At 40.4% G+C, this 16,374-nt stretch carries 13 protein-coding genes and 1 riboswitch; of the genes, 6 read left to right on the forward strand and 7 right to left on the reverse strand.

The features are described 5' to 3' along the window. Positions 1 to 363 precede the first annotated feature (363 nt). The 5 genes from LC608_RS15280 to LC608_RS15300 form a co-directional block, all read right to left on the reverse strand. Positions 364 to 813, reverse strand: coding sequence for an SRPBCC family protein (locus LC608_RS15280; protein ID WP_229554343.1), 450 nt, complete (start codon positions 811 to 813; stop codon positions 364 to 366). A 19-nt stretch (positions 814 to 832) separates the two neighbouring features. After that, positions 833 to 1,021: a CPXCG motif-containing cysteine-rich protein gene (locus LC608_RS15285; RefSeq protein ID WP_012411100.1), complete on the reverse strand. Its 189-nt coding sequence runs from the start codon at positions 1,019 to 1,021 to the stop codon at positions 833 to 835. Positions 1,022 to 1,032: 11 nt separating this feature from the next. Beyond that, positions 1,033 to 2,679, reverse strand: coding sequence for a radical SAM protein (locus tag LC608_RS15290; protein ID WP_229554344.1), 1,647 nt, complete (start codon positions 2,677 to 2,679; stop codon positions 1,033 to 1,035). A 307-nt stretch (positions 2,680 to 2,986) separates the two neighbouring features. Then, positions 2,987 to 3,241, reverse strand: coding sequence for a SemiSWEET transporter (locus LC608_RS15295; protein ID WP_229554345.1), 255 nt, complete (start codon positions 3,239 to 3,241; stop codon positions 2,987 to 2,989). A 178-nt stretch (positions 3,242 to 3,419) separates the two neighbouring features. Then, on the reverse strand, positions 3,420 to 4,301 hold the full coding sequence (locus LC608_RS15300; protein WP_229554346.1) for a DUF4351 domain-containing protein: 882 nt from the start codon (positions 4,299 to 4,301) through the stop codon (positions 3,420 to 3,422). Positions 4,302 to 4,810: 509 nt separating this feature from the next. On the opposite strand from LC608_RS15300, the gene LC608_RS15305 reads away from it, so the two are divergent. From LC608_RS15305 to LC608_RS15315, 3 genes are all read left to right on the forward strand, one after another. Then, positions 4,811 to 6,637: a tetratricopeptide repeat protein gene (locus tag LC608_RS15305; protein ID WP_229554347.1), complete on the forward strand. Its 1,827-nt coding sequence runs from the start codon at positions 4,811 to 4,813 to the stop codon at positions 6,635 to 6,637. A 548-nt stretch (positions 6,638 to 7,185) separates the two neighbouring features. Beyond that, positions 7,186 to 7,282, forward strand: a riboswitch (TPP riboswitch). A gap of 7 nt (positions 7,283 to 7,289) precedes the next feature. Beyond that, complete coding sequence (gene thiC / locus LC608_RS15310) at positions 7,290 to 8,663, forward strand: phosphomethylpyrimidine synthase (protein ID WP_229554348.1); 1,374 nt, start codon at positions 7,290 to 7,292, stop codon at positions 8,661 to 8,663. Positions 8,664 to 8,916: 253 nt separating this feature from the next. Beyond that, entirely contained in the window at positions 8,917 to 10,536 is a 1,620-nt protein-coding gene (locus LC608_RS15315; protein WP_229554349.1) for a glycosyltransferase family 39 protein, read from the forward strand. Positions 10,537 to 10,660: 124 nt separating this feature from the next. Here LC608_RS15315 and LC608_RS15320 read toward each other — a convergent pair whose 3' ends face one another. Continuing rightward, positions 10,661 to 12,649, reverse strand: a complete 1,989-nt coding sequence (locus LC608_RS15320) for a S8 family serine peptidase (protein ID WP_229554350.1) — start codon at positions 12,647 to 12,649, stop codon at positions 10,661 to 10,663. 360 nt (positions 12,650 to 13,009) lie between these two features. Here LC608_RS15320 and LC608_RS15325 point away from each other — a divergent pair, with 360 nt between their 5' ends. Continuing rightward, entirely contained in the window at positions 13,010 to 13,633 is a 624-nt protein-coding gene (locus LC608_RS15325; protein WP_229554351.1) for a hypothetical protein, read from the forward strand. A 111-nt stretch (positions 13,634 to 13,744) separates the two neighbouring features. After that, on the forward strand, positions 13,745 to 14,104 hold the full coding sequence (locus LC608_RS15330) for a Rieske (2Fe-2S) protein (protein WP_229554352.1): 360 nt from the start codon (positions 13,745 to 13,747) through the stop codon (positions 14,102 to 14,104). Positions 14,105 to 14,359: 255 nt separating this feature from the next. On the opposite strand, the gene LC608_RS15335 is transcribed toward LC608_RS15330, so the two are convergent. Next, complete coding sequence (locus LC608_RS15335; RefSeq protein ID WP_229554353.1) at positions 14,360 to 14,893, reverse strand: Hsp20/alpha crystallin family protein; 534 nt, start codon at positions 14,891 to 14,893, stop codon at positions 14,360 to 14,362. A gap of 540 nt (positions 14,894 to 15,433) precedes the next feature. Here LC608_RS15335 and LC608_RS15340 point away from each other — a divergent pair. Next, complete coding sequence (locus tag LC608_RS15340; RefSeq protein ID WP_229554354.1) at positions 15,434 to 16,288, forward strand: glycosyltransferase family 2 protein; 855 nt, start codon at positions 15,434 to 15,436, stop codon at positions 16,286 to 16,288. The last annotated feature ends 86 nt before the right edge of the window (positions 16,289 to 16,374 follow it).

The raw sequence follows: 16,374 nt of genomic DNA on the forward strand, positions 1-16,374 counted from the left end.
AAACTCTTATGAATTAGTCGCTGAGTTATTGACACTAAATCCTAATAAGTGCAAGTACTACCAGCTCTTTGAGAGGGCTATGAGGCTTATTCTATCTGCATCCTAGCCCTTTTTGTAGCCCCGCAAGTAAAAAATCTAACGAAAGCTAGAAGTTTTCTGGAGTGTAATTGCCCAGACCGATAAATAGTAAATAGGTTTTTCAAATTTAAAGTATGACTCCTACGGTACTGATTACAGGTGCGATGATTGCTTCGGGGAATTTATCGCAAGCTTTGTATCGCTTGTTTCCCGGTTTGATAAAGTGGGTTTCGCGGTAAGGGTTGCAGAATCAGGATAATTAATTTTTGCTATCAGTACATTTTGCTATTGTGACTCACATTCTCGTTTCGTTACATAGTGGCGATAGCGAAACATAGCTTCTAGTTGCACTTGCACTAACCAACCACTGACAAATTCAACTGTTCCTCCACCAGGCATAGAGAAGGAAATAGCATCAGTCAGCCTAGTTTTGCCAGCTTCCGGTTCAAATTCATGTCGATGTACCCAAGATTCAAAAGGCCCAGATATCTGTTCGTCGGTAAACAGGCGATATTTTTCACATTCAGTATGACGCGCTAACCAAGTTAAGGGTAATGGGCCAAGAAACAGGCGAAATTCTGTGATAGCGCCCACGTTCAGCCCCCCTTCACGACGAACCACTTGGACTGGCTGCCAAGGTGGATTCAGCAGTTGCAAAATATCTGCCCTTTCGTGAAATTTCCAAACTACTTCTGGTGGGACATTAATTACTGAGGAATGTTTAAAGTGCAGCATGGAAAGAAAAACCTAAAATTCAACTTTCGGATTCTGTATCAATCTCGATATCTAGGGTATCTTCATCAACCCGAACATACAAAATATTTGGGTTACAGCAAACTTGACAATCTTCAACATAAGATTGTTGTCCTCCAGCACTCAAGTCAATAAAAGTTAAGTTCGGTTCGCCGCAATAGGCGCAGTAATACTCGGCTGTGTTTTGCATCAAGTTTTCAGCTAGGAATTCAATGGCTGTAGTTCCTTGGGGGATGGGTTGATATAACTCTTTGCATCAGCCAAATGCTTTAGTAGTGTAGACTGTGGCAGAGGACCTTGCAAGTGGCTCCAAGGTAATACTTGTTCTGTTGACCATTCGGCGTGGACGTAAAAATCTAAATCGGGGATTTGTCCTTTGAGTTGTTTGAAAGCACGTTTGTAGCTACCCAAAGAGTCCCCAAAGCCACGAGTAAGTTGGAGGAGTTGGGACACTCTGCGATCGCCTCTCGATAACAAAGCCTGTATAATCGACCAATTATAGCTTTCTGGGCGAAACTCTATTCCCTGTGGTTTTAGTTGTTTTTGCAAAAACTGCAACCGCTTTTCGGCTTGGCGATTCACTCCAAACCATTGAAATGGTGTGTGTGCTTTGGGTACAAAGGTGCTGCATCCGTATGTTAACCGCAATCCCGGCGCAGCTTTTTTGATATTACGCATCATCGCCACGGTTTGTTCTAAATCCTCTGTTTCTTCACCGGGAATTCCCGCCATTCCGTAGAGTTTCAAGCTTTTCAATCCGCCAGCTTTGGCATTTATCGCCGCTTGGATAATTTCGTCGTTATGCAGCTTTTTGTTGACGATTTGGCGGATTTTCTCAGAACCACTCTCTACTGCAATGGTAAGCGATCGCGTGTCTCGTTTCGTCAAAGTTTCTGCTAACTGAACTGTTACGGTATTGGTTCGCACTGAAGCAATACTGAGACGGACATCATCGTACTTTGGCTGACTAATATAATCTAGCAAAGTCTCAAATTCTGGATGCTGAGTTACAGAAGCGCCCAGTAATCCTAACCGATTTGTGACTTCTAAACCTCGTTCAATGGCTGGAATTAATGAACTTTCAAGACTGGCTGTTCTAAAAGGCAGTGTGAGATAACTCGCTAAACAAAAGCGGCACATTTCTGGACAACTTCTCACCACTTCCACCATGTAAATATTTTCCCAGGCGGCTTTTTCGGTGACTACAGTCGATGCCGATAGAGTATTTCCTCTGTAAGTTTGCTTTTGCACCACTGCGGGAATTTCGGGAGAAATTGGTTTAATTGACTTTACTTCACCATCTAGGCTGTGATATTCGACTTCATACAAACTGGGTACATAAATTCCTGGTATTTGTGCAAGTCTTTTGAGTTGAGTTTGTCTAGAAGCATTTCTCACTTCTTTGTACGCCTCAATAAAATTTCCCAAGAGGTTTTCGCCATCTCCTAGTAAAATTACATCAAAAAAATCTGCAAAAGGTTCGGGATTGGCTGTGAGAACGGGCCCACCACCAAAAATTATCGGATGAGAATCATCACGAGAGGTTGCCAGAATAGGAATTTCTAAAGATTCCAGCAAATTTAAAATATTCACATAATCCAGTTCCCAGGAAATCGAAAATCCCACAATTTCCGGGCTTCTGGGGAGTTGTTCGTGAGTGTCTGTAAACAGGCGACTCACCTGCACATCATCACGCATTGCTAAGGTTGCCCAAACTACCTGATAGCCGAGGCTAGTGATGCCTACGCTGTACTCATTGGGAAAGGCAAAGATGATGGGGATAGCGTTGGTATCTGGGTTAGCGGGGGTGAAAAGGAGGTGTTCAGAGGTAAATACAGATGATGTCACAGATGTTTTTTAGGGGTGTTTAAATAATGGAGTCTTATATAGCAATCCGATTTGATTTCTGAATCACTCGTAGAGGCAAGGGACTGGGGACTGGGGACTGGGGACTGGGGACTGGGAACAAGGAATAAAGGTGTACTGAGTTTTGTTCAAAAATCAAATATGAGTCCTATAGAATTCGCGCCTACACAGGCAAAAACCACTTTTCCTTCTCTTTTCTACGAGATGGGACGCGAACGTGGGTTTGATTTTAGTCCGCGCAGGCTGACGAGAGTTTGTCTAGCCGAGATTTATAGTCGCCAGGACTTCTTTATCTATATCTAATTTTAAGCCATAAAATTATCAAGTTAAAAACTAATGTCACACTATTAGCAAGAATAATTGGCAAGGCTTGTAAATAGATTCCGTAGATTAACCACAAAAAAACACCAGTTATGAATGTAATTAGTGTAACCATAGAAACATCTTTTGCTGATTTTGTTCGCCACGTTTTAAACATCTGTGGCAAAAAAGAGATTGTGGTTATTGTGGCAGCCGCTAATCCTAACATTGTCAGAAAATCCATGACTATGCAAACCTATAAAATAAAGTTTTCATTATTAGAAAAACTTATAATCTGGTGTTTATAATGCTGTATTAATGTCTTTAATTTTACATTTTAACGTGAGGTAAAAAGTGGAAAAAATAAGAAGGAAAAAGAGTTAAACTCTTTTTCATAATCAGTAAAAGATATGTGATTGACACTACGAAAACCTATCAATTAATTCTTCACGGGATAACTGCAACAGTAAAGGCGTAAACTCTTCTGGTGGTAACGTCAATAAAGGTTCAATAATTGCTTGAAGCTCATTATCTATTTCACCAAAGCGAACTTTGAGCAAGTTTTCCACCACTAAGCGTTCTCCCTGCTGAATTCCTTGTTGTTTAGCCTGTTCTCGGTCTTGTTGGTAAAGTGGTGCTAATCGCATAAGTAATTCCCTATCTTCCTCGTCTTGATTTTGAGTGACTTGTAAGTTTTGTTGCAAGTTGTACAGCAATTCTAACGCTGCTTTTCGGAAAGCATTATCAGGAGTAAGGGCTTCTAGTTCGTCAATTGCTTGCTTTTGAACGTTCCCTCTACCGATTATTCTCAGCCATAAGGTTTTTGAGATAGATGGCAACTGATGAATTGCTACTATCGCGGTACGCAAATATTCTGGCATGAAGTAGATTCCAGGAAGATAGCCAACTTTTGGATTAGCACCAAATCCTGATAAGAGTTGCGCTGATGCTGTGGGGGTAAGAATCCATAATTTTGGTAAGTCAGATTCTAAAATGCGTGTTTTATTTCGATTTGCCTGTCGTTGTAAATCGCCACGTACCTCTAATAATTTTAAAAGGCAATCGCAAATTTCTGTAGCTGATGCTGCCTTACGAAATGGTTCAAGTAGAGAAGGGGTAGTGACAAGTTGACCTAACAATCCTAGTGTTTCTGGTATGTTATTTGGTTGTGGTTTAGGGATGAAATAAACGTCAATTTCTCTAACTTCTCCTGCGACTCGTCTAGCTGCTTGGACTTCGCCGTAAGGAGTGAGTAATTGTTCGAGATAATCTTTGGCAAATTGGTCGTGAATAAATCTGGTCATGTTGGTAGTTTGGTGATGCAAACCAGTTTATTTACTATTGTCTGACGATTTTTTGAGATAAGACTTAGCCCAACCATAGCGAACTGCATCTTCTTTTAACAAATACTCTGCTGCTTCATGTCATTTTCCCTCATTTTTTGTACTCCTGATTACTCGTTTTATTTCAGCATCTATATATTGTGTTGCTTGATACTTGGACTGTAAACCAGCAAAATATTTTAACCGATTACTCATGTTAATAGTAGATACGATCGCACTTGGTTAAATGTGTTATCCGCTACTATGTTAATACCAGCAAAAAACGGCGAGTCAGACACCCACCGTTCTTATTTGCGGTGCTTGCTGCTGTTTAAGTCGCCTGAAATACGTCGCACTGATCTAAGCTCACAGAAAATCAGGAATTAAAATCTTAGCAAGAGGCACAATAGTAACTGGAGCGATTTTCAAAACATATCGTAAAAAATCCCGTTGCCTGAAAGTTAGGGAATGTCGAAATCTAAAAAAATTATATGAATGCTGAAGAATTATTAAACCAAGGATTAAATCACAACTTGCAAGGGGATTATCAAGGAGCTATCGCAGCTTACACCCAAGCAATCAAACTCAACCCTAATTATGCCGAAGTTTACCATAATCGAGGGATTATTCTAAGTGGTCAATTCAAAGATTATCGTGGTGCGATCGCAGATTTTAATCGCGCTATAGAAATCAATCCCAATTTTGCCACAGCCTACTTTCACCGAGGTAATGCACGTTACTTTTTAGCCGATTACGAAGGAGCGATCGCAGATCATAACCAAGCATTACAAATCGATCCAAATCTCGCCCAATCTTACCACAGCCGGGGTAATGCTTACTTTGCTTTAGAAAAATACGACAAAGCGATCGCTGATTATATCCAAACAATTGAAACTAGTACCCAGTTAGCTGATAATATCAATATTGATATTGCTAATGCCTATCATAATCGAGGCGTAGCTTGTTTTGAAAGCGGCGATCATCAAGGTGCGATCGCAGATTTTCAGCAAGCTTTACAGTGGCATCCCAATTTTGCCGCAGCCTACAGCAATCGGGGTAATATTCACCATATCTTAGGAAATTTTCACGAAGCGATCGCTGACCACGACCGAGCATTACAATTAGATCCAAACTTGGCAGAAGCTTATCATAACCGAGGTAATGCCCACTACTCTTTAGCAGATTATCAAAGTGCGATCGCTAATTTCAACCGCGCCCTAGAAATCAATCCCAAGTTTGCCGGAGCATATTACAATCGAGGTCTGGTTCTTGCTCATCTCAAAGAATATCATCAAGCAATTGAGGATTTTAACCAAGCGCTAAAGTTCAATCCTGATGATGTGCAAGCCTATTCTGAGCGAGGTCTGATTCGTAGTACTCTTGGAGATTATGAGGGTGCGATCGCAGATTATGACCAAGCGTTACAAGAAAATCCGACTCTAGCTTTAGTATACGGCTTTCGGGCGAATGCTCGTCGCCGACTGGGAAACTATCAAGGTGCAATTGAAGATAGTAATCGCTTATTACAACTCAATCCTAATTTAGCAGAAGGATATTGCGATCGCGCGGCGGCTCGTCGTTCTTTAGGAGATCATAAAGGAGCAATTAAAGATTACGATCGGGCATTGCAAATTAATGATAACTTAGCCGCAGCTTATTACGGTCGGGGGATTGCCCGTGAAGCCTTGCAAAATTTACAGGGAGCAATTGATGATAACACTCAAGCAATAGAGCTTGTTCCTGAATTTTCGCAAGCGTACTGCAATCGAGGAAATGCTCGTCGTCTTTTGGGGGATGAACAAGGAGCGATCGCAGATTATAATCAAGCATTAGAAATTAATCCCGATTTAGTTGAAGCATATTACAACCGAGGTTCTACCCATTATGCTTTAGAAGAATATGAAAATGCGATCGCGGATTACACCCAAGCATTACAAATAAATCCCCAATCTGCTGCATTTTACAGCGATCGCGCTAATGCTCACTATGCCCTAGAAGATTATCAAGGGGCAATAGAAGATTATAGTCGAGCGATCGCGATCGACCCTAGCTTTGCTGAAGACTGGTACAATCGGGGTCGTAGCCGTTCTCTGCTGGGAGACTTACAAGGGGCGCTTGCAGACTTAAACCAAGCCTTGCTGCGTCAGCCTAATTGGGCTTCAGCTTACATTCTTAGGGCAGATGTCTATCGCAATCTGGGAGACTATCAACCAGCAATTACAGATTTCCAGAAATCAGCAGACTTGTATTATCAAGAAGGAAATATCCAGTATTATCAACAAATTATTGAGCTAATTGAACAACTTCGTAATTCGTAATTTTTGTATTAAATTCCCTTTCAATAGCAAATGCTGTGCATAAGGGACTTCCAACTAAAAAATAATCAATCGTTTTGGAAGGCAGGGGAGGCAGAGGGAGCAGGGGGAGCAGGGGAAGCAGGGGGAGAAAAAATTGGATAGTTACGTTGGATGTAGGAATTGAGTAATTTAATTCTTGGATGTCCCTAACTTGCTTTCCTAAAGGGGTAAGTCTATAATACCAATTCTGCATGAAGATGCACGTAACAAGACCCCCCTGTAGTCCCCCCTTGGTAAGGGGGGACGGCGTAGCCGGGGGGTAAATATATGCAGCTTCACAAAGAAACGGTATAAGTCAATACAGTTTATTAAAAGGACTTCCAGAAATTAAATTATTCAATTTTGGGAGCGACTATTATGATCATTAAATTCTTCCTCCCCTGCTTTCCCTGCTCGCCAAAGCGATGAGATAATATTTTTTTAGTTGGAAGTCTCTAAGCCCAGACTCCGAAAAAACAGCATAAATTTTTAACACCCTTGCCCCCAGATATAACGAAGGTGGTACACTACATCAATGCTAGGGGTGCCTATATAACCAGGCTGAGATCACACCCTTAACACCTGAGTCTGGGTAATACCAGCGGAGGGAAGCTGTTTATTGAGGAATTACAATATGCGGACAGAATGGGTTGCTAAACGACGTGGGCAAAGTAATGTATCTCAAATGCACTACGCCCGCCAAGGTGTTATCACCGAAGAAATGCACTACGTCGCCCAACGCGAAAATCTCCCTGCTGATCTCATTCGTGAGGAAGTGGCGCGGGGACGAATGATTATCCCTGCTAATATAAATCACACTAACCTAGAGCCGATGGCTATTGGCATCGCCTCTAAATGTAAGGTAAATGCTAATATCGGCGCTTCTCCCAACTCTTCTAATCTTCAGGAAGAAGTTGATAAGCTAAATCTGGCGGTGAAGTACGGTGCTGATACCGTGATGGATTTGTCCACAGGCGGCGGTAATTTGGATGAAATCCGTACCGCCATCATCAACGCTTCACCTGTTCCCATTGGTACAGTGCCAGTTTACCAAGCTTTAGAAAGTGTCCACGGCACAATCGAAAACCTGACTGCTGATGATTTTCTCCATATCATCGAAAAGCACGCCCAGCAAGGAGTAGACTATCAAACTATCCACGCAGGGATTTTGATTGAGCATTTGCCCTTGGTGAGAAATCGCCTCACTGGTATTGTGTCTCGTGGCGGCGGTATTTTGGCGCGGTGGATGTTGCATCACCACAAACAAAATCCACTTTATACCCACTTCCAAGATATTATTGAGATTTTCAAAAGGTACGATGTCTCCTTCAGTTTAGGAGATTCCCTACGTCCTGGCTGCACCCATGATGCCTCAGATGAAGCACAATTAGCTGAATTGAAAACCCTTGGACAGCTAACTCGCAAAGCCTGGGAAGATGATGTACAGGTGATGGTGGAAGGTCCTGGACACGTCCCAATGGATCAAATTGAATTCAACGTCCGTAAGCAAATGGAAGAATGTTCTGAAGCACCTTTCTATGTTTTAGGGCCATTGGTGACAGACATTGCTCCCGGTTATGACCATATCACTTCAGCTATTGGAGCAGCAATGGCTGGATGGTACGGAACTGCAATGCTGTGCTATGTAACACCTAAAGAACATTTGGGTCTACCAGATGCCGAAGATGTGCGGAATGGGTTGATTGCTTATAAAATAGCGGCTCATGCGGCTGATATTGCTAGACATCGCCCTGGTGCAAGGGATAGAGATGATGAACTTTCTAAGGCGCGTTACAACTTCGATTGGAACCGTCAGTTTGAATTATCACTCGATCCAGAAAGAGCTAAGGAATATCACGATGAAACTCTGCCCGCAGATATCTATAAAACTGCTGAGTTTTGTTCGATGTGTGGGCCTAAGTTCTGCCCAATGCAAACTAAGGTTGATGCTGATGCGCTGACAGAATTAGAGAAGTTCTTGGCGAAAGAAACTGTGACTCAAAGCTAACAGATTATTATATCGAGTCCAGTTGAATACCTATAGCTCACATCGATGAGAGGACAGACGGCGCACAGCTAGCTGTGCGCCTCTACTAGTCCATCCGTGAGAGAGTATGGAAGGCGAAGCGTCTACCACGTCTATGGAGAGAGGTTTTCCAGATACCGTGAAAACTCAGATGTATGATGCGTAAGCCCTAAATTTTTATATCCAAAGTCAAATAAACTAATAAATTAAAAATCATTATTGATAATCTGCTTTTATGCCTGACTCATCTAAAACAATTCAAAAAAAAGATGATGATTTATTCTTTAATAGTTTCAAGTTGCTAACTGTTGTTTTGATAGTCATAGGGATATTGATAAGATTTACCAATCTTGATGAAAAAATAACTTGGGCAGATGAAACATTTACTTATTTAAGAATTTATGGTTACACCAAATCAGATTTAATGCAAGAAGTAGTTAATAGCCAAATATTAACTGCTGGAACATTATTAGAAAAATATCAAAGTCCTGGAGTTGGGAAAAGTATCATTGATACTGTTAAAGGTTTAGCGCTAGAAGATCCAAAACATCCACCCCTGTATTTTGTGATGACGAATTTGTGGGTGCAATGCTTTGGAAGTACAGTCGCAGCCACAAGAAGTTTTTCTGCCTTTATAAGTTTATTAGTTTTTCCTGCTCTTTATTGGCTATGCCAGGAATTATTTCAATCAAAAATCGTCGGTTTAGTAGCAATTGCTATTATAGCTGTATCACCATTTCATCTTGTGTATGCCCAGGAAGCAAGAATGTATAGTTTTTCTACACTAAATATCCTGTTATCTAGTGCTGCATTGCTCAGAGCAATCAGGTTGCATACAAAACCAAGTTGGAGTATTTATTCTGTCACTTTATTAATAGGATTATACACAAATTTATTGTTTAGTTTGGTAGCGATTGGGCAAGGTATTTATGTAGCTGTCAATCAAGGACTCCGAACCAGAAAAATATTGATTGCTTATGTGAGCGCATTATTAGCTGGAATATTAGCTTTTCTTCCTTGGTTATTTTTAATAATTACTCAATCAGGCAAAGTTCAAGAAACAATAAAATGGTCGAAGAGTAGTGTGCCGCTAAATGATTTAGTAGATGCATGGCAGATTCATTGGGCGCGTATTTTTTTTGATATAACATCGGAGTATAGTTACCCAGATCAGTTAAAAAATAGCCTTTGGTTTTTAATCATTAGACTTTTAGTAATTTTATTACTTTATGCAGTTTATTTTCTTTGTCGTAAAACTTCCAAGTCAACTTGGTCTTTTATTTTAATATTAATTTCATTAACAGCACTAGCCCAAGCCATACCGGATGTAATTTTTGGTGGGATTCGTTCTGTAATTATTAGATACTCAATTCCTGTTTATTTAGGATGCCATTTAGCTATAGCTTATTTATTAGCTCAAAAAACTATCTTATCTCCAGATATGAATATGCGTAAGCATTTATGGAGATTACTACTCCTTGGGTTAATTTTTCTACAAATCATATCATGTTTGATTATTTTACCGAAAAAAACTTGGTGGAATAAAGGTTACAATTCTGATAATATTCCTATAGTAAATATTATTAAGCAATCTCCAAACCCTTTAATTATTTGCTTAAAATGTGGAAGAGATTGGGGTTGGGGAAATGTATTATCTATAAGTTATCTTCTAGAACCACAAACAAAATTTCAATTATTTCCTGAAACAAATATTAAAGAAATTTCTGATACTTTTACTGATGTCTTTTTCCTCAATGCTTCTGAAAAATTACAAGATACTTTGAAAAAAGAACACGGCTTGAACATAGGTTTAGTTTTCAAGGACAGTCTATCTCTATGGAAATTAAAAAAATAAATACCACGCTGATGAATTCACACATACAGCATGTTTTAGGTAAATGTTATAATTTAGTCCTCATGAAATTCCTTATTGTTTAATTAACCTTATAACTGCTTATCTTTAAGCGAATATGTTTGGGTTAAAATCCAATTTCAATGATCAAACTGCGAATCTTTCCTGTATCTGCGTCAGCTTTATCTGCAACTTCCAGAGTCCAGGTTCCTTGGGGATTTTTACCTTTAAAAGCAGCAAGTTTAACAATATTTATCTCGTCATAGGTTGTTTTAATATTATCTGTAGCTCCGCCCTGGCGATCGTGCAGAATTACAGGAAGTACGCCTATTTGCACTGGGGGAAGGAGAGTAACTACAAGATCCCCAATAAAAGTATGCTCGATGTCTACATTAACTTTGATAGATTTTACCAGGCTAGTACTAGCGATCGCCAACGATAATGTTGATGTTTGTAAGTCGTTAATTGGGATATCTTGCACTGCCTGGAATCTGCTGATGGGTGATGTTTCAGGTGGCTTGGACAATTCTACAGCTTTCAGAGCATTCATTCGACCGTAACCGTAGAAGGGACTACGACCATTGGTATCATATTTACCTCCAGCTTGATCAATGCGATCGCAAGAGCGTTTAATAATATCTCGCACTTCGTCCCAACGCAGATTTGGGTTTCTAGCAATAATTAAGGCTGCTACACCAGCCGCACCTGGACAAGCACTAGAAGTTCCGCCGAATTGGTTCGTGTAGTTGCCTGGAACGTCACCCAGATTCCGATTACCCGAATTATAGCCAACTACACCAGAGCGATCGCTTGTCCAAATTCCAGGGGTTTGAGAACTCTCACCATTGTTGCTGGGGAAGGCACACCAGACCGCCTGACCAAAGTCACTGTAAGCGCTTCTGTTGCCGTAGTCGTTACAAGCTGCCACAGCAATTACCTTTTGGTAGCTGGCGTAGCCATCATTATCGACGCTTTCATTACCATTGCCAGCCGCGAATAAAATTACACAGCCCTTGCCGTTGCGTCCTTTATTAATTGCAAACTCTATAGCAAGGCGTGTGGAATCAGGCAGAGGTACTTTCTGCTTGTGTACAGGATCGTTTGGCTCATACCAAACACCGTCTGCGGGACCCCAACTACAAGAAATTACATCAGCACCATTTTGAGCCGCCCAAACAAAAGCATCTGCTTCATCCTGCGACCCTAGCGCCGAAGCTAAACGAATCGGCATCAGCTTTGCACCTGGTGCCACACCAGATGCACCAAAGTTGCCGTTTGCACAAGCTACTCCTGCACAGCCTGTCCCGTGGTTATTGTCGTTTCCCGGGCTGGGATTGTCAGTTTTACGTGTGACATCACGCGGAGCAACAATTTTTCCAGAGGAACGGAATTCTTCATGATCGAGATCCACACCGTCGTCAATAATTGCAATAATCGTCCCAGTGCCATCGCTCAACTTCCAAGCTGCCTCAACGTTGGCATGGGCGTTAATTACCTTACCATTAATTGTTGTTTGCTTTAAGTGCCACTGCTGCGGGAAAACCTGACGTTGGCGTAACTCCCGCACTAGTTCAGGATGGCACAAATCAACTGATTCTTCATTCAAAAGTCTTTCGGCAATGTCAAAGATAGCTATACCAGTATTTGCAGATGCACTGACAAAGTAAGCATTTGGCGCATATTCCAGTTGGCGTTTAATTGTTAAGTCGTAACGTCTTAAGACCTCTTGGCAAACCGTTAACTCTTCTTCGCTATGGAATTTAAGGAAGAGGTTTTCGGTGTAAATTATAGGTTGTTGGGATACTGGATCGACAAGAACACGTCCCGCAAATTGGACTTCAGGCTCTTGGTTGAGAATTTCACGGGCGCGATCGCGCAAAGCGACACCTTCAGTCGGAACTTTCGCTCGCAAAATTTCTACACCCGCTTGCCGAAACCGCGTTGCTAACTCGAATTCATTAAGGATGTTGCGAGCTGTGGGTGACACTGGTGCGACTTCAAAGGGTCTTGCACCAACAAGAGCGCTGCGGCTTTCGGTACGCACTACAACGTGTTCGTCACTGATAGCAAGTTCATATTGTTGACCGTTCTGCCCACCATAGCGAACTTGAACCATAATTTTATCTCCTGGGATATTTGAAATATTACTATCTTAAAAATTGGGCATTTGGATGGGAAAAACTGCATCATACGTTGCATTCTTGCACCGTGCGCTTGGTATTTACGTTTAGTTTATGGATGCTTCTGATTTCATGTGTTATATGTGTATTACAGTTTAAAAAGATACAACTAAAACAGAATTTAATCTATCTAAGTTCATACAAGCCTTTGATTCGTCTTTCCAGAAAAGAGGAATTCAAGGTCAGGCTGTTTTACGAATCTTCAATATGAATAAAGGCGTATAGCTTGCATTCCGATAGAAAATTTGTATTCCATACCATTGAAAAACGCTATAACATCATTAGAACTTGAAAAAATGTTTTATTTCCCAGCAGAGTATTTTCTACAGGTGTATTCTTTACCCCTGATTCCGGAAGTGAGATTTCAAAAAGATTACTTTTCTGAGTATCCTGAACAAATTCACGTTGGCAGCCATGCCTACGCCGGGCTACGACTACGCACTGATGTATCTTACACTCGTAAGCCTGGATATTATGCAATACATTACAATCAACCCAAAACCCTGGTAACAGGAGCAATTTTACAACTTAACGATGGTAAAATAGCAGTTTTTCCAGGCGAACCCAATCAATCAGAACAGGGAACACTAAGTCCAATTTACACCTTACAACCAAATGGTTCCCTAGCAGTACCAACCGGGCTTATTTTCATCCGCTTTGCTGAAGGCGTTGATGTGAAGTCGCAGCGAGAGGTAATTAATCGAGTCGGTTACGAAATAGTAGAAAGCCTTGACTATGCACCTCACACCGCTTGGTTGCGTGCCCAATCAGGTAATATTGCAGATGCGATCGCTAGGATTGCTCAGTTAGAAGCGATACCTAAAGTTGAGAATATCGAACCTCAGATGCTTATGGAAAGAGGTTTGAGGCTAGAACGAGAAAACCCAGATACACCAAGCGGTTTCCCATCCAAAATCTAAAATCCAAAATCCAAAATCGTATAACCTTTTGACTCCCTAGTACTCAAAGGCGATCGCAGTGGTTACAATTGCGAGAAACTGAAAGCAGATTAATTAGGAGAGGAGCACCTAATGAGTTGGACTAAAGTTCTTGCAGTCGAAGCACTTTCCCCAGGTACGCGACAAGTGGTGAAAGTTGGCAACCGGAAAATTCTGGTTTTGAACCACGAAAATCAGCTTTATGCTGTAGATAACTACTGTCCCCACTTAAAATTACCCTTGAAAAATGGGAAAATCACTGAAGATGGGGCAATAGTTTGTACCTTCCATCGCAGTGCTTTTGACCTACAGACTGGTGTGGTAAAAGGCTGGTGTTCTTGGCCACCTGGTGTAGGTAAAGTACTCTCGATGGTTTCGCCACAAAAAGTATTGCCAGTATTTCCTATTCGTGTGGAAGAAGGTAGCATCTGGGTTGATGTACAAGAGGAATAGCGCCCTCTCCCTGAATTTCTTGCAATATATTTAGTACAGCGCGGCATCAATCAAACTACCATTTGAAACAGCAAAAGTTTTGATATACAAAACTTTTGACTTTTGACTTCCACCTGACGATACTAGCCTATCTATTTTTTAGGAGTTAAGCGACAAAAACCCCAGCCGAGAAGTTTAGCTGGGGTTTTTCTCAAAATGCAACTATTTCAGAGATATAAGAACTATTGAATCAGAGAAAACATTTTCTCAAGTAACTTAAACGCTTTGTTGTGATGTAATGCTGGGTTGTGTATTACCATTGCCAGCTTCTATAGAAGCTGTAGTACTTTGAGAGTTACCTAAATTCACTTTGAATACCTTGTTTTGCTCTTGCTCCAGTTTAGGTAAAGTCAGAATTAAAATCCCATCTTTCATGTCCGCCTTAACTTGTTGATTCTGAACTTTGCTTGGTAGAGGAACTATTCTAGTAAAGTTGCCATACCGAAATTCAGAATGAACTTTGGCGTTAGATTCGGAATGTTTTTCGTAACGATGCTCACCAGCAATCGAAACTGCATCTTGAGTAACTTGAACATCCAGGTTTTTAGCTTCCACGCCTGGAATCTCAACTCTTAAGATGAACTCTGAACCATTGTCAGATAATTCAACAGCAGGAACCCAAGCTGTTCTCGGTGATGCAGAAATATCAGAGTTGGCGCGCTCGGCTGCTGTAAGCTCAGAGAAGAGTTGATCCATTTGACGACGTAAAATCTCCATTTCACGGAATGGTTCCCAACGAATGACTGCCATATCTTAATCTCTCCTTAACTTTCTAATTGACTTTTGAGCAATCAAACTAAGTTTTAGGGGAATGTAGAGGTTTCAGATATTTAACCAATTATCGAACCTCTACGTTTTGAGAGAGAAGCTTTATTTGTTTTGTTTCTTCTCTCTAGAAACTAATTTAATAAAAGGAAAATCTAAAAAAAGTTGGGTAAACCGTACAGACATAAGTTGGATTTACCGTATCAAACAAAAAAAGGATGGAAAGCTTGAGAATAGTTGATGTCAAAGTATCTTCTTGCCGTAGCAATATGCTGTATGCACAAGAATGAACAGCGAATTCTCTATTCATCAACAGTGAATGCCAAACCGTAGATAAGTATGTATAATTTAAAACGAGTTCTTGAAATCCGTGTTCTTGTCGCAGACAGAGCTATTGTATAAACTACAGGACTTACGCAAAAAAGCAGTTACGTTATAAACTTGTGCAAATGGGGAACTCTATGATTAGAGAGCAATCGTTTAAATGATTTTTTTGTTTGGAATACCCACACGAGGCGCTTGTTAATGATTAGTATAATTACACCAGTTTATAACGGTGAGAAATTCATAGAATCTTGCATTCAAGTTGTGATTGACCAAAACTGTTTAGAAGTGGAGCATATCATTGTCGATGGAGGTTCAAGCGACAAAACAATAGACATTATTAAAGATAAAGCCAATCAATATCCCCACATCCGATGGGTTAGCGAAAAGGATCGAGGACAATCTGATGCTCTCAATAAAGGAATTGCTATGGCACAAGGAGAAATTATTGGTGTTTTAAATGTTGATGATTTTTATGAAATAAACGTCCTTAACCGCATCTGTGAAATTTTCCAAAGTTTACCAGAGCCTAGCTTGATTGTTGGTAACTGTAATGTTTGCAATCGGGAAGGGAAACTAATTTCTATTAATAAAGTTAAACAATTAAGGACGATTGATTTATTGTTAGAAAGACGAATTAATGACGATGGAATTATCGATGCTTCTTTTCCGTTAAATCCTTCTGCTTACTTTTACCACAAATCATTGCATGAGCAAATAGGACTATACAAAGTAGAAGAACATTATGCAATGGATGTAGATTTCCTTTTGAAAGCGGTTAGATCATCTCATGTTAAATATTTCAATGAGATTTGGGGTAACTATAGATATTATCCAGGAACTAAAACATTTGATGATTCTGCAAGAGGAATGAGTCTAGTGCGAATGAGAAAGGTATTTAATGATTATATTAAAACATTACCACTGATAGAACAATGGCAGATTTGGTTAGCTCGGAACCTGAATTTTATTTTATTAAAAATCTTTTATTTTTCTAAGCATCCAGAACGATTATCTGAATCGATTAAGCAGCGATTAACTAATACCAATTCCTGAAAATTCTGAGCCATATATAGGGTTTATATTTGATTTTTAAAATATACATAGGTGTGAAAGCGCATAAAGTACGGCACTTTCTCCAA

The sequence above is a fragment of the Nostoc sp. XA010 genome (genome assembly GCF_020829625.1).
In the GTDB taxonomy this organism is placed as follows: Bacteria; Cyanobacteriota; Cyanobacteriia; order Cyanobacteriales; family Nostocaceae; genus Nostoc.

Coding starts and splice junctions, on each gene's coding strand:
- LC608_RS15330 (WP_229554352.1), top strand. CDS start 13,745: ATGAGTTGGACTAAAGTTCTTGCAGTCGAAGCACTTTCCCCAGGTACG.
- LC608_RS15335 (WP_229554353.1), bottom strand. CDS start 14,893: ATGGCAGTCATTCGTTGGGAACCATTCCGTGAAATGGAGATTTTACGT.
- thiC (WP_229554348.1), top strand. CDS start 7,290: ATGCGGACAGAATGGGTTGCTAAACGACGTGGGCAAAGTAATGTATCT.
- LC608_RS15315 (WP_229554349.1), top strand. CDS start 8,917: ATGCCTGACTCATCTAAAACAATTCAAAAAAAAGATGATGATTTATTC.
- LC608_RS15280 (WP_229554343.1), bottom strand. CDS start 813: ATGCTGCACTTTAAACATTCCTCAGTAATTAATGTCCCACCAGAAGTA.
- LC608_RS15340 (WP_229554354.1), top strand. CDS start 15,434: ATGATTAGTATAATTACACCAGTTTATAACGGTGAGAAATTCATAGAA.
- LC608_RS15305 (WP_229554347.1), top strand. CDS start 4,811: ATGAATGCTGAAGAATTATTAAACCAAGGATTAAATCACAACTTGCAA.
- LC608_RS15320 (WP_229554350.1), bottom strand. CDS start 12,649: ATGGTTCAAGTTCGCTATGGTGGGCAGAACGGTCAACAATATGAACTT.
- LC608_RS15295 (WP_229554345.1), bottom strand. CDS start 3,241: ATGGATTTTCTGACAATGTTAGGATTAGCGGCTGCCACAATAACCACA.
- LC608_RS15285 (WP_012411100.1), bottom strand. CDS start 1,021: ATGCAAAACACAGCCGAGTATTACTGCGCCTATTGCGGCGAACCGAAC.
- LC608_RS15300 (WP_229554346.1), bottom strand. CDS start 4,301: ATGACCAGATTTATTCACGACCAATTTGCCAAAGATTATCTCGAACAA.
- LC608_RS15325 (WP_229554351.1), top strand. CDS start 13,010: ATGTTTTATTTCCCAGCAGAGTATTTTCTACAGGTGTATTCTTTACCC.